25 protein-coding genes are annotated in these 24,303 nt (G+C 37.1%); 21 read left to right on the forward strand and 4 right to left on the reverse strand.

Annotation, left to right across the window (positions count from 1 at the left end; genetic code table 11):
- The first annotated feature begins 18 nt into the window (after positions 1-18).
- The 17 genes from J3U50_RS00605 to J3U50_RS00685 all read left to right on the forward strand — a co-directional run bounded on the left by J3U50_RS00605 (position 19) and on the right by J3U50_RS00685 (position 19,669).
- Positions 19-1,392, forward strand: a complete 1,374-nt coding sequence (locus tag J3U50_RS00605; protein ID WP_054608434.1) for an acetyl/propionyl/methylcrotonyl-CoA carboxylase subunit alpha — start codon at positions 19-21, stop codon at positions 1,390-1,392.
- Positions 1,382-2,200 carry an acetyl-CoA carboxylase carboxyltransferase subunit beta gene (locus tag J3U50_RS00610; RefSeq protein ID WP_191978845.1) on the forward strand — a complete coding sequence of 273 codons (819 nt, stop codon included), beginning with the start codon at positions 1,382-1,384 and terminating at the stop codon, positions 2,198-2,200. Before J3U50_RS00605 ends, J3U50_RS00610 begins: the two co-directional genes overlap by 11 nt.
- Positions 2,201-2,215: 15 nt before the next feature.
- A complete protein-coding gene (gene accA / locus J3U50_RS00615; RefSeq protein ID WP_054605815.1) occupies positions 2,216-2,983 on the forward strand; it encodes a carboxyltransferase subunit alpha in 768 nt (255 codons plus the stop codon).
- A gap of 42 nt (positions 2,984-3,025) precedes the next feature.
- Positions 3,026-3,787 carry an enoyl-ACP reductase FabI gene (fabI, locus tag J3U50_RS00620; protein ID WP_041153065.1) on the forward strand — a complete coding sequence of 254 codons (762 nt, stop codon included), beginning with the start codon at positions 3,026-3,028 and terminating at the stop codon, positions 3,785-3,787.
- A complete protein-coding gene (locus tag J3U50_RS00625) occupies positions 3,780-4,370 on the forward strand; it encodes a 4'-phosphopantetheinyl transferase superfamily protein (RefSeq protein WP_301945353.1) in 591 nt (196 codons plus the stop codon). Before fabI ends, J3U50_RS00625 begins: the two co-directional genes overlap by 8 nt.
- Before the next feature lie 368 nt (positions 4,371-4,738).
- On the forward strand, positions 4,739-5,182 hold the full coding sequence (fabZ, locus tag J3U50_RS00630; RefSeq protein WP_034532426.1) for a 3-hydroxyacyl-ACP dehydratase FabZ: 444 nt from the start codon (positions 4,739-4,741) through the stop codon (positions 5,180-5,182).
- 13 nt (positions 5,183-5,195) lie between these two features.
- On the forward strand, positions 5,196-6,434 hold the full coding sequence (fabF, locus tag J3U50_RS00635) for a beta-ketoacyl-ACP synthase II (protein ID WP_041153063.1): 1,239 nt from the start codon (positions 5,196-5,198) through the stop codon (positions 6,432-6,434).
- 115 nt (positions 6,435-6,549) lie between these two features.
- Entirely contained in the window at positions 6,550-7,539 is a 990-nt protein-coding gene (galE, locus tag J3U50_RS00640; RefSeq protein WP_301945354.1) for a UDP-glucose 4-epimerase GalE, read from the forward strand.
- A gap of 102 nt (positions 7,540-7,641) precedes the next feature.
- Positions 7,642-8,550, forward strand: coding sequence for an aldo/keto reductase (locus J3U50_RS00645; RefSeq protein WP_054608432.1), 909 nt, complete (start codon positions 7,642-7,644; stop codon positions 8,548-8,550).
- A gap of 100 nt (positions 8,551-8,650) precedes the next feature.
- Positions 8,651-9,562 carry a DMT family transporter gene (locus tag J3U50_RS00650; protein ID WP_301945355.1) on the forward strand — a complete coding sequence of 304 codons (912 nt, stop codon included), beginning with the start codon at positions 8,651-8,653 and terminating at the stop codon, positions 9,560-9,562.
- Positions 9,563-9,664: 102 nt separating this feature from the next.
- On the forward strand, positions 9,665-10,276 hold the full coding sequence (locus J3U50_RS00655; protein ID WP_034532431.1) for a TetR/AcrR family transcriptional regulator: 612 nt from the start codon (positions 9,665-9,667) through the stop codon (positions 10,274-10,276).
- 14 nt (positions 10,277-10,290) lie between these two features.
- Positions 10,291-12,981: an MMPL family transporter gene (locus tag J3U50_RS00660; RefSeq protein ID WP_301945356.1), complete on the forward strand. Its 2,691-nt coding sequence runs from the start codon at positions 10,291-10,293 to the stop codon at positions 12,979-12,981.
- A 141-nt stretch (positions 12,982-13,122) separates the two neighbouring features.
- Positions 13,123-14,046 carry a YitT family protein gene (locus tag J3U50_RS00665; RefSeq protein WP_301945357.1) on the forward strand — a complete coding sequence of 308 codons (924 nt, stop codon included), beginning with the start codon at positions 13,123-13,125 and terminating at the stop codon, positions 14,044-14,046.
- 304 nt (positions 14,047-14,350) lie between these two features.
- Positions 14,351-15,742, forward strand: a complete 1,392-nt coding sequence (locus tag J3U50_RS00670) for an amino acid permease (RefSeq protein WP_054483809.1) — start codon at positions 14,351-14,353, stop codon at positions 15,740-15,742.
- Between the two features lie 41 nt (positions 15,743-15,783).
- Positions 15,784-16,722, forward strand: coding sequence for a DMT family transporter (locus J3U50_RS00675; RefSeq protein WP_301945358.1), 939 nt, complete (start codon positions 15,784-15,786; stop codon positions 16,720-16,722).
- 163 nt (positions 16,723-16,885) lie between these two features.
- Positions 16,886-17,827, forward strand: coding sequence for a DMT family transporter (locus J3U50_RS00680; RefSeq protein ID WP_301945359.1), 942 nt, complete (start codon positions 16,886-16,888; stop codon positions 17,825-17,827).
- A 102-nt stretch (positions 17,828-17,929) separates the two neighbouring features.
- Entirely contained in the window at positions 17,930-19,669 is a 1,740-nt protein-coding gene (locus J3U50_RS00685) for a hypothetical protein (RefSeq protein ID WP_301945360.1), read from the forward strand.
- Positions 19,670-19,684: 15 nt separating this feature from the next.
- Here the strand turns inward: J3U50_RS00685 and J3U50_RS00690 are convergent, their stop codons facing one another.
- Positions 19,685-20,206 carry a hypothetical protein gene (locus J3U50_RS00690; RefSeq protein ID WP_301945361.1) on the reverse strand — a complete coding sequence of 174 codons (522 nt, stop codon included), beginning with the start codon at positions 20,204-20,206 and terminating at the stop codon, positions 19,685-19,687.
- A gap of 253 nt (positions 20,207-20,459) precedes the next feature.
- Here J3U50_RS00690 and J3U50_RS00695 point away from each other — a divergent pair, with 253 nt between their 5' ends.
- The gene (locus J3U50_RS00695; protein WP_053792037.1) at positions 20,460-20,771 is read left to right on the forward strand and encodes a hypothetical protein; all 312 of its coding nucleotides are present in this window, start codon (positions 20,460-20,462) and stop codon (positions 20,769-20,771) included.
- Between the two features lie 92 nt (positions 20,772-20,863).
- Here J3U50_RS00695 and J3U50_RS00700 read toward each other — a convergent pair whose 3' ends face one another.
- Positions 20,864-21,091 carry a hypothetical protein gene (locus tag J3U50_RS00700; RefSeq protein WP_301945441.1) on the reverse strand — a complete coding sequence of 76 codons (228 nt, stop codon included), beginning with the start codon at positions 21,089-21,091 and terminating at the stop codon, positions 20,864-20,866.
- Between the two features lie 176 nt (positions 21,092-21,267).
- Here J3U50_RS00700 and J3U50_RS00705 point away from each other — a divergent pair, with 176 nt between their 5' ends.
- Entirely contained in the window at positions 21,268-21,792 is a 525-nt protein-coding gene (locus J3U50_RS00705) for a TetR/AcrR family transcriptional regulator (RefSeq protein WP_034530570.1), read from the forward strand.
- 114 nt (positions 21,793-21,906) lie between these two features.
- On the opposite strand, the gene J3U50_RS00710 is transcribed toward J3U50_RS00705, so the two are convergent.
- Positions 21,907-22,104, reverse strand: coding sequence for a cold-shock protein (locus J3U50_RS00710; protein ID WP_034530568.1), 198 nt, complete (start codon positions 22,102-22,104; stop codon positions 21,907-21,909).
- A gap of 411 nt (positions 22,105-22,515) precedes the next feature.
- On the opposite strand from J3U50_RS00710, the gene J3U50_RS00715 reads away from it, so the two are divergent.
- Positions 22,516-23,220, forward strand: coding sequence for an NAD(P)H-dependent oxidoreductase (locus tag J3U50_RS00715; RefSeq protein ID WP_301945362.1), 705 nt, complete (start codon positions 22,516-22,518; stop codon positions 23,218-23,220).
- Positions 23,220-23,399: a hypothetical protein gene (locus J3U50_RS00720; RefSeq protein ID WP_034530555.1), complete on the forward strand. Its 180-nt coding sequence runs from the start codon at positions 23,220-23,222 to the stop codon at positions 23,397-23,399. The genes J3U50_RS00715 and J3U50_RS00720 overlap by 1 nt, the downstream gene beginning before the upstream one ends.
- A gap of 33 nt (positions 23,400-23,432) precedes the next feature.
- Here J3U50_RS00720 and thiD read toward each other — a convergent pair whose 3' ends face one another.
- On the reverse strand, positions 23,433-24,233 hold the full coding sequence (thiD, locus tag J3U50_RS00725; protein WP_034532569.1) for a bifunctional hydroxymethylpyrimidine kinase/phosphomethylpyrimidine kinase: 801 nt from the start codon (positions 24,231-24,233) through the stop codon (positions 23,433-23,435).
- Positions 24,234-24,303: the final 70 nt, after the last annotated feature.

The raw sequence follows: 24,303 nt of genomic DNA on the forward strand, positions 1-24,303 counted from the left end.
TCATAAAGGATGAGTGAAATGTTTAAAAAGGTATTAATTGCTAACCGTGGTGAAATCGCGGTGCAAATCATAAGAGCACTTCATGAGATGGACATTAAAGCTGTTGCCGTTTATTCAACTGCCGACAAGGATAGCATGTTCGTTAAATTAGCCGACGAATCAGTATGTATTGGTGGTCCACAACCAAACGAATCATACTTGAACATGGCTGCAGTGATTGACGCTGCAATTTTAACTGGATCAGAAGCTATTCACCCCGGTTACGGATTTTTATCTGAAAACGCTGAATTTGCTGAACTTTGCGAAAAATGTTCAATTAAGTTCATTGGACCAAGTTCAAAAGTAATTGATTTAATGGGAAATAAATCTCATGCCAAGGCAGCGATGAAGAACAGTGGAGTACCAACCATTCCTGGTTCAGACGGCTCCATTGATAGTCTAGAAGATGCTTTAAAACTAGCGGATGAAATTGGTTATCCAGTTATGCTTAAAGCTGCTGCCGGTGGTGGTGGTAAAGGTATTCGTGAATGTGACGATGAAGAAGCATTAAAGGAAATCTTTAACACTACCAAGCGTGAAGCAAGAATTTCATACAATGACGATTCATTGTACATGGAAAAAGATTTAAGTGATGCTAAGCATATTGAAATGCAAGTTATCGCAGATCAAAAGGGAAATGTTGTTTACTTCCCTGAACGTGACTGTTCTCTACAAAGAGGTCATCAAAAGATTATTGAAGAAACTCCATGTATGGAAGTTTCTCAATCTCAACGTGATTATCTAGGTAAGCTTGTTGCTAAAGCAACCAAGGAAATTGGTTACGAAAACACTGGTACTTTCGAATTCCTATTGGATGAAAAGACCAACAATTTCTACTTCATGGAAATGAACACTAGATTACAAGTTGAACATACAGTTTCTGAAGAAGTTGCTGGAGTTCAATTAATCAAGGCTCAAATCCAAGTTGCCGCTGGTGAAGCTTTACCATTCACACAAGATGACATTAAGGTAGATAGTTACGCAATCGAATGCCGTATTAACGCCGAAGACCCTGCACATGGTTTCTTACCAGCACCAGGTACTCTTCGTAAGGTTAACTTCCCATTCGGAACTAAGGGTGTTCGTATTGACTCAGGTGTTGAACAAGGTGACACCATTTCTCCTTTCTATGATTCAATGATTGCTAAAATCATTGTACATATGCCTGACAAGCCTCAGGCTGTCGTAAAAATGAGAAGAGTAATTAATGAATTTAAGGTTGATGGAGTAAAGACTAACCGTCAATTCCTAAATGATTTGTTACAAGACAAACATTTCAATGATTCAGATTTCAATAATCTATACATTGAAAAATCATTCTTGAAAGAGTGGTTGAAAAACGTTGAAGAATAATAAATCAGAAGAAACCAAAGATTTACAAACTCTAATGGACAAAGTTCCAGATCATTTGTTTATCAAATGTCCAGTTTGTGAAGAAAGCTTTTACAACAAGAAGTTAGGGGAATACAAGCTATGTCCTAACTGTGGTTATGGTTTTAGACTTGGCGCACAAGAAAGAATCAACATGACTGTGGACGAATTCACACCAATCGATTCTGAAATTAGTGCACCAAAGCGTTTCTTAAGCGACGAAAAGTACGCTGGAAAGCTTGAAAAGTCAAAGAAGGCCACTGACCTAAACGAAAGTGTTCAAACCGGTTTCGCCAAGATTGGTGATACTGAATTTGCCCTAGGTGTAATGGATTCTCGTTTCATCATGGGTAGTTTAGGTACTGCCACAGGTGAAAAGCTTGCTAGATTATTCGAACAAGCAACCGAAAAGAACTTACCAGTAGTTGTCTTCTCATGTTCTGGTGGTGCCAGAATGCAAGAAGGAATCCACTCATTAATGCAAATGGCCAAGGTATCACAAGCGGTATCTGATCACGCCGAAAAAGGATTACTATACATTTCTGTATTAACTGATCCTACTACCGGTGGTGTTACTGCTAGTTATGCCATGGAAGGAGATATCAACATCTCTGAACCACACACATTAATTGGTTTTGCTGGTCGTCGAGTTATTGAAAAGACAATTCAACAACGTCCACCAAAGGATTTCCAACGTGCAGAAACTCTACTTAAGAATGGTTTCTTAGATGCCATTGTTAAAAGAGATGAAATGAAATCAGTATTAGCCAAGTTATTGGCTTGGAATTAGGAGGATATTAGTATTATGGGAAAAGCATATGATCGTGTTTTAGCGGCTAGAAGTGCTGATAAGATTAGTATCCAAGACCTAGTTGCTGGAATTACTGACGACTTTATGGAACTACACGGTGACCGTGCTTACAGCGATGATCCTGCAGTATATGCTGGTATCGGAACTATTGCTGGTCAACCAGTTACCATTACAAGTATCCAAAAGGGTAACGACACTGACGAAAATATCGAAAGACATTTCGGTTCAGCAGAACCTTCTGGATATAGAAAAGCTTTACGTTTGATGAAACAAGCGGAAAAGTTTAACCGTCCAATCATTAACTTGATTAATACACCTGGTGCATATCCTGGTATGGACGCTGAATACAAGGGTCAAGGTTACATGATTGCTCAATCAATCATGCAAGGACTTAAGTTAAAAGTGCCATATATCAGTGTCATCATTGGTGAAGGGGGAAGCGGTGGAGCCTTAGCTCTAGCTGTTGGTGACACCGTTTGGGCCTTAGAAGATAGTATCTACTCAGTACTATCACCTGAAGGCTACGCCACAATCTTGTGGAAAGATTCAAGTAAGGCAGCCGAAGCTGCTGAACAAATGCAACTTACACCAAAGGAACTATTAGACAATGAAATCATTGATAAGATTATTCCCGAAGTCAAAGATGCAAAATCAATGCAAAACTTCAAAGAAGCTTTAATTGAAAAAATTAATGAACTTAACAAATTACCTAAAGAAGAATTATTGGCCCAACGTCACGAACGTTACCGTAAATTCAACTAATGTAATTTAATTGATTTGTATATTTTAGGAGGCCAAATCATAATGTCAAACTTATTAGATGGAAAAACAATTGTTGTTATGGGTGTTGCTAACAAGCGTAGTATTGCCTGGGGTTGTGCTAAGTCACTAATGGATAACGGTGCTAAAGTTATCATTACTTACCAAAACGAAAGATTAAAGCGTCAATTAGACAAGCTTGTTCCAGAAGGAACTGAAATGATTGAATGTGACGTTGCTGAAGATGCAAACGTTGAAAAGACTTTCCAAGACATTCAAGCTAAATTTGGTAACATCGATGGTGTTATTCATGCCATTGCTTACGCTGACAAGGAAACTCTTGAAGGTGGCGTTATTGATGTTAAGAAAGATGGTTACAACTTAGCTCAAGACGTTTCAGCTTACTCACTAATCTCAGTATCACGCTACGCAAGTCGTGTTATGAACCCACAAGGTAGTATTGCTACTCTAACTTACATGGGTTCAACTCGTGCTATCCCTTCATACAACATGATGGGTGTTGCTAAGGCTGCTCTAGAAGCTAACGTTAGATACCTAGCTTCAGACTTAGGTCCTAAGAAGATCCGTGTTAACGCTATCTCAGCTGGTGCCATCAAGACTCTAGCTGTTACTGGTATCAAGAACCACGGTGACCTATTGAAGGAATCAGAAGCAAGAACTGTTGACGGTGAAGCTGTTGACATCCACCAAGTTGGTGACGTTGCTACTTTCCTAATGAGTAACCTATCATCAGGTGTTACTGGTGACTTGATTTACGCTGATAAGGGTGTTCATTTACTTGCTTAATAATACAGAAATTTTTATCGATTCTATTCAAAATCCAAAGTACCAAGAAATCTTCAAGAAGGCTGATGTTGATTTTACTAAGTATAATAAACGTCAAGCGATTGTCGGTAACTTGATGCTGGCAGATTACATGGGAATTAGTATTGATGAATTATTGCATGGTGACCTTTTCTACTACGGTGATCACGGCAAACCATTTCTAAAGTCAAAACAATTTCAATACAATATTTCAAATTCTTACGATTTAGTAATCCTTGCGGTTTCTGATGAAGAGGTTGGAATAGACATTGAGAAGTTGCGTCCATTTACTTACAAACGAATTACTCGTGCGTTCACTGATAACGAACTAAATTACCTAAGTAATCTAGACGAATCAGTAGAAGGGGATGAAACCCTTAAATTATGGACAATCAAGGAAGCAGCATTAAAATTAGTCGGTACTGGTTTATCCGGTAAGGTTAAGAGTGTCGACATTGATGTTGATACCAAGAAATCTGCTAAACGATTAGATCGTAAAATTAAATTAACCGATATTGAGGTAGCTGATGGTTACGTTGGAACCCTTGCTACATATGACGATTAATATCTGCTGTTAAATGATTTTCCGGGGTAATGGGATGTTCAAACATTAAACGAATCAAATCATGAAAATTAGATAATCTCTAATGAAAAAACGGCAAAATAGATATACATTCAACCATGTGTCACATAAGGAAATATACGTAAAACACCGCTATAACAACGTTTTATTTATTTTAAGTAATAAAAAGAGTCTTGTACGTTGTAACTTAGTATGGTAATTGTTAAACTTATTTATGTTGATTAGTTCATCTAGATGTCAAAACTAGATGAAGAGGTAATCAATAGTCCTATTGGATTAGGAGCATAAATTAGATTAATAAAAGACGTTTAATTGTTAAAATTTTGAATTATATATGAGGAGTGCTTATTGTGAGTGTTTTAAATACAACAGAAATTATGGATTTAATTCCAAACAGATACCCAATTCTATACATCGATAAGGTTGATGAATTAATCCCTGGTGAAAAGGTAGTTGCTACCAAGAACGTTACTATCAACGAAAACTATTTCCAAGGTCACTTCCCTGGAAACCCAGTTATGCCTGGTGTTTTAATCATTGAAACTATGGCTCAAACTGCTTCAATCCTTATTTTGAAGAGTGAACAATACAAGGATAAGACTGCTTACCTTGGTGAAATTAAGGGTGCTAAGTTCAGAAAGATGGTTAAACCTGGTGACGTTGTACGTTTCGAAGTTACTATGGGTAAACAAAAGAAAAACATGGGACAAGTTGACTGTACTGCTTACGTTGGCGACAAGAAGGCTTGTTCAGCTCAACTAACATTTATCGTTCCAGACGTAAAACGTAAATAAGGAGGATAACTCTATGGAAAAGCGTGTTGTAATTACAGGTATTGGTGCCGTTAGTCCTTTGGGTAACGACGCTAACACATTCTTAGACAATATTTTTGCTTCAAAGACAGGTATTGCTCCAATTTCAAAGTTTGATGCTTCAGAAACTGGTGTTACTCTAGCTGCCGAAGTTAAAGATTTTGATCCACTAAAACGTATCGACAAGAAGATTTCAAAACGTATGGATGACTTCTCACGTTACGCTTTATACTCAGCTTACGAAGCTATGGAACAAGCTGGCCTAAAAGAAGGCGAATTTGATCCAGATGAATTAGGTGTTATCTATGGTTCAGGTATTGGTGGTTTAACAACTATCCAAGAACAAGCTATTAAGATGTCAAAGAAGGGTCCAGGTCGTGTATCTCCATTCTTCGTTCCTAACTCAATCATTAACATGGCTGCTGGTAACATTTCAATTAACTTAAATGCTAGAAACACTTCTCAAGCTATCGTTACTGCTTGTTCATCAGGTACTAACGCTATTGGTGATGCATTTGACTACATTCGTTTTGGTAAAGCCAAGATGATGATTACTGGTGGTTCAGAAGCCTCAGTTAACGAATTAGGTATTGCAGGTTTCGCTGCTCTATCAGCACTTTCAACTTCAGAAACTGTTGAAGGTGGTTCAATTCCATTCGATAAGGATAGAAATGGATTCGTTATGGGTGAAGGTGCCGGTACTTTAGTTCTTGAAGAACTAGAACATGCCAAGGCTCGTGGTGCTAACATCTTAGCCGAAGTTGTTGGTTACGGTACTAACTCAGATGCTTACCACTTAACTGCTCCAAGACCTGACGGTTCAGGTGCTGTTGATGCTATGAAGTTAGCTCTTAAGGATGCTAACGTTGATCCTAAGGACGTTGACTACGTTAACGCCCACGGAACAAGTACTCATGCTAATGATTCAGCTGAATCACAAGCTATCAAGAAAGTATTTGCTGACAACGACCACATCAAGGTAAGTAGTACAAAGGGTATGACTGGTCATGCTCTAGGTGCTGCCGGTTCACTAGAAGCTGTTATCATGGTTGGTGCATTACAACGTCAACAAATGCCAGTTAACTACGGTGTTAAGAACATCGATCCAGAAGTTGAAGTAGACCTAGTAAACGAAGACAACAAGAAGTCACCAGTTAACTACGAAATTTCAAACTCATTTGGTTTTGGTGGTCACAACGCAGTTCTTGTATTCAAGAAGTACGAAAACGACTAATAAAACAATTAAAAGACGCGGTATAATACCGCGTCTTTTTTTCTGGAATTTATTGAATTTTTAAGGTTCCTGTTTGATAATGATAATATAAGTAATTTAAAAGGAGCATTCTTATATGGCAATTTTAGTACCAGGTGGAGCCGGCTACATCGGTTCTCACACCGTAGATCGTTTAATTGAAAAAGGCTACGATGTTGTCGTTGCAGATAACCTAGCAACTGGACACTTAGCTAGTGTCAACAAAAAGGCAAAGTTCTACGAAGGAGACATCAGAGATACTGACTTCCTAGACAAAATCTTTAACAACGAAAAGATTGATGGAATTATCCATTTTGCCGCTAATTCTATCGTTCCAGAATCAATGGAAAAACCATTGAAGTATTTCGATAACAACACTGGTGGAATGATTACTCTACTAGAAGCAATGCAAAGACACAACGTTAACAACATTATCTTCTCTTCTACTGCTGCTACTTACGGAGAACCTGAAAGCATTCCAGTTAAGGAAACTGATTCTCAAGTACCTACCAATCCTTATGGTGAAAGTAAGCTAATGATGGAAAAGATGATGAAGTGGGCTGACGTTGCCTATGGCATCAAGTACACTGCACTACGTTACTTCAACGTTGGTGGTGCCAAGATGGATGGATCAATTGGTGAAGACCATGGTCCAGAAACGCACTTAATCCCAATTATTCTACAAGTTGCTCAAGGCACTCGTGATAAGCTACAAATCTTTGGTACTGACTATCCAACCAAAGATGGTACTAACGTCCGTGACTACGTTCACGTTGTCGATTTAGCTGATGCTCATATCCTAGCCCTAGACAGATTGATGAAGGGCGGAGACTCAGAAGCATTTAACCTAGGTTCATCAACTGGTTTCTCAAACAGAGAAATGCTAGAAACCGCTCGTAAGGTGACTGGCAAGGAAATTCCTGCCGAAGACGCACCAAGAAGAGCGGGTGACCCAAGTACACTAGTTGCTGACTCAACTAAGGCTCGTGAAGTACTAGGCTGGAAACCTCAACATGACAACGTTGAAGACATCATCGCTAGTGCATGGACGTGGACTCAAAAACACCCACACGGTTATGAAGATTAATATTTAATTATATTTGATTATAATCATTTCTTTTTTCTTGAAAATCAAATCTATGGGCTTTACCATGAAGTTGAACTTAAGAAATAGGAGGCTGAATTTTCTATGAACAGATTAGAAGGACTTGAAGAAACAACCACTCTAAACAATGGCGTTGAAATGCCACGTCTTGGATTAGGTGTTTGGAAGACAGATAATACAAGTGCTAAAGAATCAGTTAAAGAATCAATCATCAAGGGTTACCATTTAATTGATACTGCAAAGCAATATGGTAACGAAACTGGTGTTGGTGAAGGAATTAAAGAAGGTTTAGCTGCAACCGGACAAAACCGTAAAGACTTATTTATCACAACTAAGTTATTCAACGGTGATCAAGGTTATGAAAGTACAATCAATGCCTTAAATGGTACACTAAAACGTCTAGACTTAACTTACATTGACCTATACTTAATGCACTGGCCAGTTGATGGCAAGTACATTGATACTTGGAAGGCAATGGAAGAACTTTACCGTCAAGGTAAGATTAGAGCTATCGGTATTTCAAACTTCGATAACGAAAGATTGCAAAATCTACTAGACCACAGTGATATCGTTCCTGCCGTTAACCAAATGGAATTCAATCCAGTTAACCAAGAAAAGGATATCCTAGAATTCAATAATCATGCCGGTATTCAACTAGAAGCATGGTCACCACTTGGTGGTGGGGAAGCATTATCTAACGAAGAAATCAAGAAGATTGCTGACAAGTACAACAAGTCAGTTGCTCAAGTAATTCTTCGTTGGGACTGGCAAAAAGGTGTAGTAACTATTCCTAAGTCATCACATGAAGAAAGAATTATTCAAAACTCAGATATCTTTGACTTCAAGTTATCAGAAGATGACATGAAGACCATTGAAGGTATCGACAAGCAAAAGCGTAGTTTATGGTACCCAGACTTTGAATGGCACACTACCGGACAAATGACAGATACTGTTGATAAGTGGGACGATTCTCCTGCTAACTACAAAGACTAGTTATACACTAACTATTCAGAAAAAAGCGTTGTCTTTAATGACAACGCTTTTTCTTTTGTCCTATAATGGTATTAAACAACTAGAGAAATGGAGAATTGGATTGGAAAATAAGACACAAGCGCAAAAGAGATTAATCGGTGGAATTCTTGCCGTGACCGGGGCGATTCTTTGGGGGATTCAAGGTCCAGTATCACAATTTTTATTCCAAGATAATCATCTATCACCTGAATGGTTAATGGGAATTAAGATGGGAATTTCAGGAATTGTGATTTTACTATTCACTAACTTTGTAAAAAAAGAACCAGTAATGGATCTTTGGAAGAAACCAAAGAATCTGGGTGTGTTTGCCGCCTATGCCGTATTTGGTCTAGCTGCTGTGCAATACTTATACCTAGTGACAGTTAACCTAAGTAATGCCGGAACTGCAACAGTGCTACAAAGTTTGGGAACGGTACTGATTGTTATCTTTACCGCCATCTTTTATCATCAGTTGCCTAATAAGTACGAAGCAACCGCCGTGTTGGTTGCACTAATCGGAACATGGTTATTGGTAACTAAGGGACATCTAACCCAGTTAGCAATCTCCACGCCAGCATTAACTGCCGGACTATTGTTAGCGTTAGCGGGAGCCATTCAAACGATGCTACCGGTAAACCTATTGAAACGTTTTTCAACACTAGTCGTTGTCGGATGGGCAATGCTAGTCGGTGGAGTCATCTTTACCATCGTTCATCCTTTCTGGGTGGATGTGCCTAAACTAACCTTAGGAACTGTATTAGGGGTCGGATTTATCGTCTTCTTTGGAACGATGATGTCATTTATTTGTTTCATCAACAGTTTGAAATTCATTTCACCTACTGTTGCAGGGATGTTAGATACGTTTGAACCGCTATCAGCAACCATTGGTGCCGTCATTTTCCTTAATACATCATTTAATGGTGCAGAAGTCATTGGGGGAATTTTGGTGCTAAGTACTGTGTTTATCCTGGCTTTAGGAAATAAAAACGAATAAAAATAAAAAAGATAATGAACAACGTGTTGACTTTCTCAGCACGTTGTTTTTATAATGTAATTGAATTATTAGATAAAGTGATTTTTGAGGGGAGACGTAGGTATGGTTAAACAAGATCGTAGAACGATCCAAACCAAGTCCCAAATTACTGAAGCCTTAATTGAATTGATTCATACTAAGGGTTTCAATAATTTAAATGTTACTGACTTAACCAGAACAGCCGGAATTGGTCGTGGTACGTTTTACATTCATTATTTAGATAAGTTTGATTTATTGTCAAAGACAGAAACACGTTTATTAGGTGAAATTCAGGATATTTTAAATGCTATTGTTCCAGAAGAATTAAAGGCGTTTTCTGAAAATAGTGAAAATACTCCATCTGAATTAGTAATTAAGACACTTGATTACTTTTACCAAAATTCCAAATTATTGTCTGCATTGTTATGCCCAGACGGTGATCCATATTTAATCGGTAAGATTAAGAAGATGTTTAAAGAAGTGATTGTTGAATCATTTCATGCCGCACCTTCTGAAATCGAATTCCACCCAGGAATTCCCAAAGATTATGTGATGGAAATCATTTTAGATAGGTTGATGAGTATTGTTGTTTATTGGATGAGCAAAGAACATCCAGAGTCTCCTAGTGAAATCGCTGAAATCATTAAAACGACGCAAAGAACAGCGCCTCAAGATTTAATTAATATCAAAAAATAAGGGGGAGAATTCAAATGCCAAAGTTTATTAAGAAGTATACTGGTAGCTTGATTGCATGGCTGGTTGTAGTAATCCTAAGTGTAGTCTTCTTACCAAACATGTCTAACTTAGTAGCACAAAAAGGTCAAACTAAGATTCCAGCTACTTCACAAAGCCAAGTCGCTGAAACTATTCAAAAGCATTGGGGTCATGGTATTAGTAATACCATGGATACAGTTGTTGTTTTCAACAACGGTAATAGTAAAATCACTTCAAGTGACCAAAAGAAAATCGATGCTACAATTCAAAAATTAAAGGACAACAAGTCCGAATACGGTATCAAGGGTGTAACAGCACCATTTGATAACGATGCAACTAAGAAGCAATTAATTTCAAAGGATAAGACAACTGAAATTGTGCAATTAAACGTAACTAAGAAACGTTCAATCCAAAGTGTTAACAACCAACTTAAGGATGCTGTTAAGACTTCAGGAATTAAGACTTACGTTACAGGTGGGGATATCCTAAACGATGACTTTAGAGTTTCTACACAAGAAGGAATTCAAAAGACTGAAGTTATCGCCGCTGTCTTTATCTTAATCGTATTGATTATTGTCTTTAGATCACCAATCGTGCCATTGGTATCACTATTGACTGTGGGTGTCTCATTCATCGTTTCATTGAGCATCGTGATGAACCTTGTTCAATACTTCGGTTTCCCACTTTCAAACTTCACTCGTGTATTCATGGTAGTTGTACTATTCGGTATCGGTACTGACTACAACATCTTGCTATACAACCAATTTAAGGAAGAATTGAGTAGGGGTAAGGATCAAATCCAAGCAACTATCGACGCAAGAAAAGTTGCCGGAAAGACCATCCTATACTCAGGAACATCAGTATTGATTGGTTTTGCAACATTAGCACTAGCTAAGTTCTCAATTTACCAATCAGCCGTCGGTGTGGCTGTCGGTGTTGCCGTATTATTACTTGTATTGGTAACATTGAACCCATTCTTCATGTCAGTTCTAGGTAAGAACATCTTCTGGCCATCAAAGAACTTCGATGGAGAAGGTGAAAATAAGTTATGGAGCTTCTTATCAAACAAGTCAACCAAGTGGGCAATTCCTGCTATCGTCTTGGTACTAGTTGTAACTGTTCCATTCATGGCTACTTACAAGAACAACCTAAACTACGACAACAGTGTGGAACTACAAAATAACGTTCCTGCTAAACAAGGACTATTGACTGTTCAAAAACACTTCTCAAAGGGAACTGCAGAACCTTCAACTATTTACATTAAGTCCGACCACAAGCTAAATAACGAAAAAGACTTGAATGAAATTGATCGACTAACCCAACAATTGGGTAAACAATCAGGCGTAAAGACTGTGGCATCAGTCACTCAACCAAGTGGGATGCCAATTAACCAACTTTACGTAAACGACCAACTAGAAACACTAAATTCCAAGATGAAGACAGCTAAGAAGGGTATTAGTACCATCAAACAAGGTACCAAGAACTCATCATTTAACGCTACTCCATTGGAAGATATCGGTTCTTCAGCAATGACAATTGGCCAATACCTAAAGAATATTCAAGCAATGAGTAGTCAAACTGGTAATACCAATGGTCAAGCTGTATTGACTCAACTACAACAAAAGATGGCCTCAGTGGGTCAACCACTAAGCCAAGCACAACTACAAATTGTAGGTGCATTGTTACAACAAAGCGCAACTAAGCAACAAACACTAATGAGTGGTTTACAATCACAACTACAAGGCATTGCTTCAAATACCCAAGGTATTGGTGACAATGCCAAGGCATTAGCCGCTCAATTGAAAGAAACCCAAGCTAAGCTAAAGAAGGCTGGCGTTGGTCTAGATAAAATCGAAAAGGGAATGGGTAGTGCTAATTCTTACCTAAGTTCTCTATCAAACTCACAAGCTTCTGATTCATTCAACATTCCAGAAAGCGTCCTAAAGAGTGACACATTCAAGCGTTCAGTTAACACTTATCTATCAGAAGATAAGAAAACCGCTAAGATCACTGTCGTTTTAGATAAAGACCCTAACTCTGAAAGTGCAATGAACCAAGTTGATAACCTACAAACCAAGGTATACAACAATATCTCAGGTACCTCATTAGATCACAGTGTGGTTGCAATTGGTGGTCAAACCGCAACTACTTCTGATACTCACCACATCGCAAGTTCTGACTTCTTGAGAACTGCGGTTATCATGGTAATCGGAATTATGATTGCATTAATGGTTATTACCAGATCAATTCTTCAACCATTCTACATCTTAGGTACTCTAATCATTGCTTACATTTCATCACTAAGCATCACTAAGCTAATTAGCTCTGCTGTATTAGGTGAAAAGTTCCTAACTTGGAACACACCATTCTTCACATTCGTAATGCTAATCGCATTGGGTGTTGATTACAGTATCTTCTTGATGATGAAATACCGTGAATTCGGTAGCGTTGACGCTACAGCTGAAAAACAAATTCAACATGCCTGTGCCGTTATCGGTACGGTAGTTATCTCAGCAGCTATCATTTTAGGTGGTACTTTTGCGGCTCTAATGCCATCAGGAGTATTAACTCTAATTCAAGTTGCTATTGGGGTAATTGTTGGATTAATCATCCTAGTATTTATCATCCCAATGCTAATCTCAGCATTGATCAAATTGACTTATGGTCAATCTGAAGATAAAGAATAGATGAAAATAATACGAATGAGAGACGATGGATTTTCCATCGCCTCTTTTTTTGGTATAAATCATTTCATTTGGAACTATAAAAGAGTTATAATGAAAGCGCAATCATAATTGAAATAATAAACATTAAGAAGGTATAAAATTATGGAAAACATTTCATACGATAACTCAAAAAACGTGATTAATAAGCCGCTAGACTTCTTTTTACGTGCGATTATGTCATTAATAGGGGTTACCTTAATTGCTTTAGGTGCCGCCTTTATGCGCTCAGGATATGTCGGTATTGACCCATTCACCGCAATGAATGCAGGGATGGCTACAAAGTTAGGAACTTCATTGGGTTCATTTCAACTATTCGCTAACTTAGTATTATTCATTATCGTTTTAATTTTCGATCGTAAACAAATTGGACTAGGGACCATCTTTAACATGGTCCTAGTGGGATATGAAATTGAATACTTCAGTACTTTTTACTCAATGATTTTCCCCGGTAAGATTAGTATTCCAATGATGGTTTTCGATGCGATTGTCGGTATTTTAGTGTTTACATTAGGTACTTCTATCTACATGGCTACCAAATTAGGGGTATCACCTTATGATGCATTAGCACCAATTATTTCAGAAAAGACTCACATCGAATACAGAAAGGTTAGAAGTGCTCAAGATATTATCTTCATGATTGTGGCTATTGTTGTATCTGGACCATTCGGAATCATGACCATCTTTACTGCATTCTTTGCTGGTTCATTGATTAGTTTCTGGAACAACACCGTTAGTCGTGAACTAATGACTCATATCGATCACTTCAGTCAAAGACCAAGCCTACATGATGCCGCTGGTGGACTAGTTAGCTTAGGTAAACGTGGTTACGATATCGTAAGCAGTGCTTATAAAGATACTTACATTATGCAAAAACAAATGTCTGGTTACACTAATACCGAGATTGAAGAACTAATTAAGAAAACTAACGATAATATGAGAAAAAATCAACAAGTCCAATTAATTCTTAATAAGCGTTTGGAATCATTAAACGCTGAATTAAAGGAAAGAAAAGATAAAGCTAAATAAAAAAACTTGCATTATCCATATATTTTCGGTAAGATTATTACAAATAAATGAACGAATAAAAATTGGAGGTTCAATCATGGCTACTTGTTATATTCTGACAATAAAACAAGATAATAATAATTTCTTCTTTAATCTGAACTAGTCGTTTAGTATAGTACGTAGAAGAGATTATTTCGCTATGAAAACTTCGGAAGCACTAGAAAAATGACTGGTAAGCAGTTATTCTTTCTAGTGCTTTTTTTACCGCACTAGTTAGGAAAACTAGTGCGGTTTTTATTTATTCATGTAAAAAAGGGGGATTTTTATGAATATTCTGTCTAAGGTGAATCGTAAGACATCATTGGCTAAGTTCATCGATAGGGATCAAAATTTACAAAGAACTATCGGCACTAAAGATTTAATCATGATGGGAATCGGTGCGGTTATTGGTGCAGGAATTTTCGTAATACCAGGAACGGTTGCAGCTACCACTGCTGGACCAGGAATCATCCTTTCATTCATAATTGCGACAGTCGTATGTTCACTTTGTGCAATGTGTTATGCTGAATTCTCATCAGCATTACCGGTTGCAGGGAGTGCATACACATTCGGTAACGTTATCTTCGGAGAAATTACCGGATGGATTATCGGATGGGGATTAATTCTTGAATACATGCTTTCAGTAGCAACTGTTGCATCAAGTTGGTCAGCTTACTTGCAATCATTACTGGCTAATTTCGGAATCCACATGCCAAAGGCCTTATCAGCTAACTATGATCCGAATCACGGCACATACGTTAATCTGATTGCGATTCTAGTAGTGTTATTGATTTCATGGATTTTAACTAGGGGTGTTAAATCATCCACACGTTTAAACGACATAATGGTTTTAGTAAAAATTGCGATCATTATTGTCTTTGTAGTTGCCGGGGCATTCTTTGTTAAGCCTACCAACTGGAACCCATTTATGCCATTCGGTGTTAGTGGGGTCTTCACAGGGGCTTCATTAGTATTCTTTGCTTACCTAGGTTTTGATGTTATTGCTGCCTCTGCAGGTGAAGTAAAGAACCCTAAAAAAACGATGCCAATCGGAATTATTGGGACATTAATCATTTGTACAATCTTGTACATATTAGTTTCAATTGTTCTTACAGGAATTGTACCTTATACAAAATTAAACGTTTCAGATCCAGTAACATTTGCACTACAAATGATTCACTTGGACAAACTTGGAATTTTAATTTCATTGGGTGCGCTAGCAGGTATGTTTACAATGATGGTAAACATGGTATTTAGTAGTTCACGTCTAATTTACTCCATCGGTCGTGATGGACTTTTACCTAAAAACTTGAGTAAAATAGACACCAAGAAGAACGTTCCAATTCACAGTGTTATCTTCGTAACAATTGTGATCGCCCTAATGGGTGGTATCTTCTCACTAGATAAGCTAGCAAGCTTAGTTAATATTGGGACATTAATCGCCTTTACATTCATGTCAATTGGGATTTTATTCCTAAGAAGACGTAAAGACATTAAAAATGATGGATTCAAAGTTCCATTATATCCAGTCTTACCAATTGTATCTGCGATAGCTTGTGTATACCTATTAACACAACTACCGCTTGATACATGGATTTTAGCAATCATTTGGTTTGCTGGAGGATTATGTATTTACTTCGGTTATGGAATTAAACATAGCCGATCAAACAAATCATAATAACAATTTTGCTATTATGAAAAAACGGGGAGTTTTAAAAAATGGAAAAACAACATACAACGACTGAAAACGTCATGAAAGGTATTTTCTGGTCTGCGATGGCTTCAACCCTATGGGGTTTCTCAGGAGTTATCATGCAATTCGTTGCTAAAAACGAAGCAGTTCCTACTCAATGGTTCATTTCAGTTCGTACATTATTTGCAGGTATTTTATTGTTAGCTATTGGTTCAATTCACGTTGGTAAACATGTTTTTGATGTTTGGAAGTCAAAAGAATCAATCATTAGATTATTCATCTATGCAATTTTTGGTTTAGCAGTTAACATGTCAACTTTCTATGTAAGTATTCAAGAAGGTAATGCTGCTACTGCCACAATCCTACAATACTTAGCACCAATCTTTATTGTTCTATATGGTTTAATCTTCATGAAGAAGAAGCCTCTAAAGGCTGATGTTATTTCATTCTTACTAGCTTTAGTAGGGGTGTTCTTGATCATCACTAACGGTCACATCGGTGAACTATCAGTTCCATTGACTGCCGTTATCTTTGGTTTACTATCAGCTGTTTCAGCTGCCGTATACTACTCAGTTCCAAAGCCACTATCAAAGGAAAACTCACCATTCGTTGTTCTAGGTTGGGGTACTTTGATTGCTGGTATCGGTTTTAACGCATACCACCCATTCTGGACTGATGCTCCTAAGATTACACCAGGTATCGTATTAGGTATCGGTGGAGTTATCTTAGTTGGTACCATCTTTGCTTTCTCAGCTGTTCTATACAGTTTGAAGTTCGCTCCATCAGAAGTTTCAAGTATCGTTGATGCCGTAGAACCAGTGGTTACTATCATCTTAAGTATGATTGTATTCCACTTGATTCCAACACCAATCGAAGCACTTGGTGCAATCATCATTATCGTATCTATCTACTTCCTACAAAGATCTCACCAAAAGAAAGACAAGGAAGATCCAGATATTAGATAGTTTGTATAAAAAACTTATCAAAAAGACCGTTTTTACGTATTATTTCGTGGAAATGGTCTTTTTCTATTTTCAAGCTTTCTTACTTGTGATATCTTTTTAATATAGGTTTCAAGTAAGAAAACTTTACATCTACTGGAATTATAGCTTTATATGGGGTGAAAATATGGAAAACGAAACAGGCCTTTTAGAGACTAATGTCATGAAAGGTATCTTCTGGGCTTTCTTAGCTTCAGCACTTTGGGGTGTATCAGGTACAATTTTACAATTCGTATCTCAAACAGAACGTTTGGAAGCTAACTGGTTCTTATCAACTAGAACCATGATCTCTGGAATTGTGTTATTGATTATTTCTGCAATTATTTATAAAGGACACATTTTCAATGTCTTTAAGTCATGGAAATCATTCATTTGTATCGTGGCTTACGGGATATTTGGTCTAGGTGCCAACCTATACACTTTCTACATGAGTGTACAAACTGGTAACGCCAATGCATCAACTATTTTGCAATACTTAGCACCATTATTTATTCTATTGGGATCAATCATCTTCCAACACAGAAAACCATTACCAATTGATATCATGGTTTTCGTAATTGCTTTGGCAGGGGTTGTCTTATCTCTAACTAAGGGTGATTTTTCATCACTTTCAATTACTCCTGCATCATTAATCTGGGGAATTTTATCTGGTGTAACCGCAGCGCTATACGTTGTGCTACCACGTCCGATTGTTGGACAAAGTTCACCAATGGTAATTCTAGGTTGGGGTACTCTAATTGCCGGAATTATCTTCAACTTAAAACAACCAATCTGGGTGCACATGCCACATCTAACTACTGGTATCGTATTCGGAGTTGGTGGAATTATTCTATTCGGAACAATTCTTCCATTCATGCTATTGCTACATGCTTTGAATTTCGCACCATCAGAAGTTGTTAGTCTAGTCGACGCAACACAACCTGTGGTTACTTTTATTTTAAGTATTATCTTCTTCCAAATTTCAATTAGCTTTATTGAAATCGTCGGTGCGGTTCTAGTTATTTTAGCAATCTTCATTTTACAAAAGTCACATCGTAAATTAACGATTGATAAACATAGCGAAGCTTAAAAAATATTGATATTACACTAAGAAGCGGCCTAATTTTAAGGTTCGCTTCTTTTTTATGTGTTAATATTGAACTTGTAAATTATAGTTTAAGGAAGAATATCGATGAAAAAAGCGATTAAGTTTTGGCCATACATGACAATCTTCTTGGTTGCCGTGTTAATAATGTTGCCACAAATCGTGACCGGATCATATATTTTGGGGGTCGACTCCATTTTTCATATGAATCGATTCTACGATGCGGCGATGCAACTAAAAACTGGCCATTTAAGTTACTTTATATCCATTTATGGATACCAACAGTCAGGACGAATTATTAACGCTTTATATGGGCCATTAGCGGCTTATTTTAATGGTTTAATTCTCTTGGTTGCCGGCAATTGGGTAAGATACCAGATTGTCGCCTCATTGCTAACGTTATGCGTCAGCGGAATGACAATGTATAACCTAGCAATCAGAACTCACATTAAGAAAATATATGCTGTCTTTGTCGGAATTGCTTACATGTCATCTTATTTGATTATGGGATGGGTTGTAGGGATGCAATTCACCGGATGGGGAGCTGCCTTATTACCTTGGCTACTAGCGGCCGGTTTCGACATGGTTGATTATAAATCAATCAACATATTAAAACTGGCGATTCCGATGTCGATTCTGTTGCAGACTCATATGCTAAGCAGTTTGACTGGTGCGTTAGCACTAGTTCCAATGTTTATCTATGGTGTGATTCATAGTGATGAAAAGTTAAAAATGTGGCGTAACGCCATCTTGTCAGTTTTACTGACATTGTGTTTGACAGCCAACGTTTGGTACGGAATGATGCAAATATCATTCACTAACCATGCGTTAGGAGTGGCACCACAACTTGATATGTATGAAGACTCCGTTGCCTTGTTTGGTAAGAACGTGTTCGTATTACCACCAATTTACTCGATTGGTTTTATCATCGTGGCGATTTACTTCGCGATTAACTTCAAAAAGATTAGCTCATCTAGAAAAATTATCTTTATTACCGGACTATTCTTCATGTGGATTTCCTCTGTGTTATTCCCATGGGGGCCACTAGACAAGAAGTTTCCAAGCATTTCATACCTAATTCAAATGCCACGTCGTTTTGTCGTGATTCCATTCATCTTGTTATTAATCTGTGCCGGAATCATGATTAATGACACTTCTAAAAAGCAATGGATCAATTCATTTAAGAACTACGCATTGTTGATTTTAACCTTCTTCATTATCTACAATGCGGGTGGACCAGTGAGAAAGGGAGTGCATCACTTCTTCTCACCTAAGGTGGTTCAAAACGACTACAACCTTCATTATCAAACAACGGACACCAACTCCATCAGAGATAGTTTGTCATCTCATGATACTGGTGCCGTTCTTAAGATGTTAACGAAGGCCACTCCGGACTACTTACCGGTGCAATACAAGATGACCGCTTATAACTACTTTGATTATCATCCATATGGTAACTACGGTGATCAAATCATCAACTATAAGGGTGAGGTTACAAAGACAATCAAACGTAATGGTCACTTATTGTTAACTTGGGATAATGACTCAGACGACAACAAGACAATGCAATTACCAATCTTTAAGTATGACGATACCAAACTGATTTTAAACGGTAAGCACATTAGCAATGTTAAACAAACTCAAATCGGTAGTGTAATCGTTAACTCAAAGCCTGGTCATAATAAACTTGAAATTTACTATCATGCAACACCAATCTTATTAGCTTTACTATGGGTTACCGTATTTAGCTGGATGGGATTGATTGCTGGAATTATGATTTATCTAATTCTAAGATGGAAAAAGCATATAAAAAGAAGCGCTTCGTAAAGAAACGCTTCTTTTTTATTTTTCAAAATGTTTTTGAATTTGGGTATTAATGTTTTCGTTATGCTTTAGAGATGGGAAAACATACTTGTCAGCGGTTTGAATCAAGATACCGTTAAATGCGATTGAGAACAAAGTCCCGATGCTTACAGAGTAAATACGGTGTAAGAAAATCGCACAGATTAAAATGATTGTGATAGGTGGTGCGAAGTCCAATAGTTGAGACTTGATGGCACTACCGTTTAAGTAATCAAAACGAAGAATGTTGGTTGTATCATCGTTGGGATGCATGAAGATGTTGGCACGTTGGTATAGTGAGATGGCTGTACAGAAGCAGCAAACCCCAATCAATGCCATTGGCACCCTAATGAATAGTGATAGGTGATTCCAACCTAGTGATTCAAAGTAGTTGGTAAAGATTTGAATGAATGAACTGAAGAAGATGATAAAGATGACTTCTTCAACAAAACGTAAGACATCAATGTGTTTAATCAAGATTTGATTGGTCAAAGCATTGATGATTCCAAATGTAAAAATCATAATTCCAACGTCGACGCCAAACAATTGATGGATGTTTACACATGCGGCGGTCCAGATACCGGAACCACAGCCGGATACAATTGTAAGGGCATTTCCGAAGGCGTTTAATAATAGCCCAAAGATTAGTGCTATAATTCTTGTTTTTAATGTATTAACAGATCGAATAACGATCATCTCCTAAAGTGAATTAAGTAACTTAATGATATCACATATAGCAGTGTAATTATGGTAAAGTATAAGAAAGGTGATTGATATGAAGGGTAAATATGAAGTAAATCGATATATTGGTGTCGTGGTTGATGAAGATCAATCAGGCCAATATGTAATTAAGAAGGACGACAAGGGTGAATTCAAACTTCACGATTGGCGAACCGGGAAGCATACCAAGGGTAAATTCAAAGGCGTCGGTCAGTTGTTTCTAACTGAAAACAACATGCTAGTGGCAGTTGTCGACTACGAACCTGTGAAGTTCAAGGATCGTCATGAATTTACACCATTGCAAAGATTTACCAGTGAAGTCCTAAGCGATGAACAATTAAATGAAGCTAAAAAAAGACTTGATTAATATCAAGTCTTTTTTGTGGCGTTGTTATAACCAGTTGAGCTTATTAATAAGTAAGTTGAGCTTTGTTAAGCGTCGAAATTAATAGCAAATGCTTACTTCTTTAGAATCTTTTCAGCGTTTGCTGCTACTTCGTCATTAGACATGTCTAGGTAAGGGTGCATCTTAGCTTCAGTAGCCATGGTGTCCTTGCCATCTTCTTCCATGTAGTGATTCCATAAAGCATCACGAACAGGTGTAGTATCATTTGACCAATCGAATTCCTTGTTCATTGGTGTGTCCAATACTCTTTCTCTATCGTTTACTTTTTGTTCAGCAGTCATTGCCATAATAAATTTCCTCCTTATTTTTAAAGCTCAATTACATTATAATTCTAATGTTTCTATTTGTTAAAAATTATGCTTTGATAATTTATCAAAAGTAAAGAAGGGCGACTTAACTTGCATTTAAACCTGATTTCGTATATATTCATAAATATACTGAAGTGAGGCAAAAGTTTATGAGAGATAAATTTGCAACAAAGAATAAAATTGTTAATGGAATGTTCGAACTACTTAAGACCACGCCATTTGATGAAATTAATGTGAAAGATATCTGTGCACAAGCTGATGTTTCACGAATGACGTATTATCGAAATTTTCATAATAAAAAAGATATCATTATTTACAGATTTGATAGCTCATTTACCACGTTCATCCAACGTTTAGCATCAAGTCAGTCACACAATCTAACCGATATCGCGACCATCTTCTTCGAACTTGTCAAAGAGGATCAAGACATGATGGAAATGATTATGAAAAATGATTTATCCATGATCTTATTAGAACGACTAAAATACTACATTTCCGACTTAATTGATGAAAACGTTTTGGAAACCAGAGAAGAATCTTCCAAGATGTTAGTTTCATTGATTGCCGGTGGATTAACAGAAATCATTATTACTTGGACTGAGGACGGAATGAAGGAACCAATTCAATCATTGGTAATCTTCGTTTCTAAGTACATGCATTTCAAGATTAACTAACTTCCTATCGTAATTGATAGGGAGTTTTTTATTTCGAGACAATAAAAAACACCCGAGAAAATCTCGGGTGTTTTTGATCTCTTTTTAAACTAAAAGTTAACTAAGAGGTTATCCTTATGCAGGAGTAACGTTAGCAGCTTGTGGTCCACGGTCGCCGTCTTCAACGTCCAATGTAACCTTTTCGCCTTCTTCTAGAGTCTTGAAACCTTCTTTGTTGATAGCTGAGAAGTGAACGAATACGTCACCGTCTTCAGTAGTGATAAAACCGTAACCTTTATCAGCGTTGAACCATTTAACAGTACCTTGTTTCATAATATGAAACCTCCTTGCACATATCGTGCGTTATAAAATCTTAATGTATCAAAAGCCTGAATCAAGGGGTCATTTCATAAAACTATAAAACAAGTAACCTTAACAATCGAAACTATGTAACACATTGGTAATAATATACCCGAAATAGGGGGTGATGTCAACTAATATCAGAATAATAATTTTATTTATTTTTAATAATATACATCGTGTATAAACTATTGATATAAAGGCGTTTTTTAGCATTATCTTACCCTTAATTCTTAAAAAATAACGAAAAAATTTTTAAAAAATAATTTTAAAATATACGAACGATTACAATCTTTTAATCTGAAATATACGTAAATTCGTTATAGTGTAAATTTTGCGCTAAATCATTTAAAATAGTGTTATTAAAGAAACGAGGGAACGAATATGAAAACTTTGGTGTTAGTATCACATCCTGAATATGATAATTCAATGACCGAAGCATTCTTAAAACAATGTCAGTCTGATATTGAAAATGTGGATTGGGTCGTTTTAGATAATATCCAAACAGACTTTACTTTTGATAAAGAACAAGAACAACAAAGATTAGCACAATACGATCGCATTTTATTTCAATTTCCAATGTATTGGTACAGTGCACCAGCCTTGATGAAGAAGTATGAAGACGATGTCTTTACCAAGAACTTCATCGCTTTTGAACAAGAGGGCGTTTTAAAGGGTAAAGAAATGGGAATCATTACCACATTGGGTGACCCAATCAAGGACTACCAAGTTGGTGGCAGGGAAGGTTTTAGTATCTCTGAATTGTTGAAACCATACCAAGCAATCGCCCAACGTGGCCAAATGAAATTCTTGAAACCATTTGTAATTTCACAATTTGCCTACATGACTGATGCGCAAAAGCAAAAGCTATTAATTGATTACCGCAGTTATTTGACCAATGATAACTTTGATAGCTTTGCCAGTTTGCAAAAATGGTACATCAACCAATTAACCGTTTTAAAGGCATCCTTAGATGATGACAAACAAAATAGAATGGATATCTTAATCGATTATCTTCAATCCAACTACGACCAATTGGACGAATTAAAATGGGAAATTGATCTAATCAAGAAGGAGGATGATGAATAATGGCTAGTCAAAACGAATGGTTGGACCAACAAATCGAAGAACTAAAAAAAGATGAAACTAGTTTTAAATTATTATCCTTTTTAGATGGGATTAAAGACATTAATAAAGAACAACAAAAAAGACTCCAACAAGCCCAAGATGAATTGGACGGTAGAATGTGGAGTCCCGATAAATGGTAATAAAAAAGACTCGCTTATGCGAGTCTTCTTTTTTTATTGAGCCCAGTGGTTAATTGGACCGAATTTGTGAGCGACTGAAATTTCGTTCTTGATTGCCTTGTCGACATAGTCGTCAGCAATTCTGATAGCATCGGCGATGGAAGTGCCTTTAGCAATTTCAGATGTGATGGCTGCTGATAGAGAATCACCAGTACCATTCTTATGTTCTGTATGGTAGTAAGGTCCTTCAATCCAGAAGTCTTCTCCAGATTCTAATAGGACGTAATCTTTAACGACGTCTGTTTCACCAGCGACGTGTTTACCTTTAATAATAACGTTTTTAGCGCCTAATTCGCGAAGCTTTTTGGCGGCAACCTTGGTGTCTTCGTCTGAGTTAATTTCCATATCAGCTAACTTTTGTGCTTCGTAGAAATTAGGGGTCAAGACTGTGGCTAAAGGAATTAATTCTTCCTTCAAAGTGTCGTAAGCGGCTTGTTCAAGTAACATAGCGCCATGTTTAGTCATGATAACAGGATCTACAACTAATGGACCAAAATCGTATTTCTTGTAGTTTTCAACTACGGTACGAATAAGTTCAGCATCAGCTAACATTCCTGTTTTTGATGCTAAAATCTTAAAGTCATCAGCTAAGTCTTTGAATTCTTGGTTGATGAATGAAACTGGCATAGAGACACTGTCATGAATACCAAATGAGTTACCTGCAACACACGCTGTAATTACGGAAGCACCGTAAGTATGATGCATAAAGAAAGTATGTAAATCGGCTTGCATTCCTGCACTTCCATCACTGTCTGAACCTGCAATGGTTAAAACTTGGGGAAAATCATTTGTCATAAAATTGCCACCTCTTATTATTAAATTGAAGTTATTTTAACACAAACTTGTAAATTGTAAACAATATCGA

Origin of the sequence: Lactobacillus sp. B3795 (assembly GCF_026535805.1) — a bacterium.
Classification (GTDB): domain Bacteria; phylum Bacillota; class Bacilli; order Lactobacillales; family Lactobacillaceae; genus Apilactobacillus; species Apilactobacillus kunkeei_C.

Excerpts from the sequence above, each read along its gene's own strand:
- J3U50_RS00680 (WP_301945359.1), top strand. The coding sequence starts at position 16,886 with ATGGAAAACGAAACAGGCCTTTTAGAGACTAATGTCATGAAAGGTATC.
- J3U50_RS00715 (WP_301945362.1), top strand. The coding sequence starts at position 22,516 with ATGAAAACTTTGGTGTTAGTATCACATCCTGAATATGATAATTCAATG.
- fabI (WP_041153065.1), top strand. The coding sequence starts at position 3,026 with ATGTCAAACTTATTAGATGGAAAAACAATTGTTGTTATGGGTGTTGCT.
- accA (WP_054605815.1), top strand. The coding sequence starts at position 2,216 with ATGGGAAAAGCATATGATCGTGTTTTAGCGGCTAGAAGTGCTGATAAG.
- J3U50_RS00705 (WP_034530570.1), top strand. The coding sequence starts at position 21,268 with ATGAGAGATAAATTTGCAACAAAGAATAAAATTGTTAATGGAATGTTC.
- J3U50_RS00690 (WP_301945361.1), bottom strand. The coding sequence starts at position 20,206 with ATGATTTTTACATTTGGAATCATCAATGCTTTGACCAATCAAATCTTG.
- J3U50_RS00700 (WP_301945441.1), bottom strand. The coding sequence starts at position 21,091 with ATGACTGCTGAACAAAAAGTAAACGATAGAGAAAGAGTATTGGACACA.
- thiD (WP_034532569.1), bottom strand. The coding sequence starts at position 24,233 with ATGACAAATGATTTTCCCCAAGTTTTAACCATTGCAGGTTCAGACAGT.
- galE (WP_301945354.1), top strand. The coding sequence starts at position 6,550 with ATGGCAATTTTAGTACCAGGTGGAGCCGGCTACATCGGTTCTCACACC.
- J3U50_RS00655 (WP_034532431.1), top strand. The coding sequence starts at position 9,665 with ATGGTTAAACAAGATCGTAGAACGATCCAAACCAAGTCCCAAATTACT.
- J3U50_RS00665 (WP_301945357.1), top strand. The coding sequence starts at position 13,123 with ATGGAAAACATTTCATACGATAACTCAAAAAACGTGATTAATAAGCCG.
- J3U50_RS00645 (WP_054608432.1), top strand. The coding sequence starts at position 7,642 with ATGAACAGATTAGAAGGACTTGAAGAAACAACCACTCTAAACAATGGC.
- J3U50_RS00685 (WP_301945360.1), top strand. The coding sequence starts at position 17,930 with ATGAAAAAAGCGATTAAGTTTTGGCCATACATGACAATCTTCTTGGTT.
- fabF (WP_041153063.1), top strand. The coding sequence starts at position 5,196 with ATGGAAAAGCGTGTTGTAATTACAGGTATTGGTGCCGTTAGTCCTTTG.
- J3U50_RS00720 (WP_034530555.1), top strand. The coding sequence starts at position 23,220 with ATGGCTAGTCAAAACGAATGGTTGGACCAACAAATCGAAGAACTAAAA.
- J3U50_RS00670 (WP_054483809.1), top strand. The coding sequence starts at position 14,351 with ATGAATATTCTGTCTAAGGTGAATCGTAAGACATCATTGGCTAAGTTC.
- J3U50_RS00675 (WP_301945358.1), top strand. The coding sequence starts at position 15,784 with ATGGAAAAACAACATACAACGACTGAAAACGTCATGAAAGGTATTTTC.
- J3U50_RS00605 (WP_054608434.1), top strand. The coding sequence starts at position 19 with ATGTTTAAAAAGGTATTAATTGCTAACCGTGGTGAAATCGCGGTGCAA.
- J3U50_RS00710 (WP_034530568.1), bottom strand. The coding sequence starts at position 22,104 with ATGAAACAAGGTACTGTTAAATGGTTCAACGCTGATAAAGGTTACGGT.
- J3U50_RS00660 (WP_301945356.1), top strand. The coding sequence starts at position 10,291 with ATGCCAAAGTTTATTAAGAAGTATACTGGTAGCTTGATTGCATGGCTG.
- J3U50_RS00695 (WP_053792037.1), top strand. The coding sequence starts at position 20,460 with ATGAAGGGTAAATATGAAGTAAATCGATATATTGGTGTCGTGGTTGAT.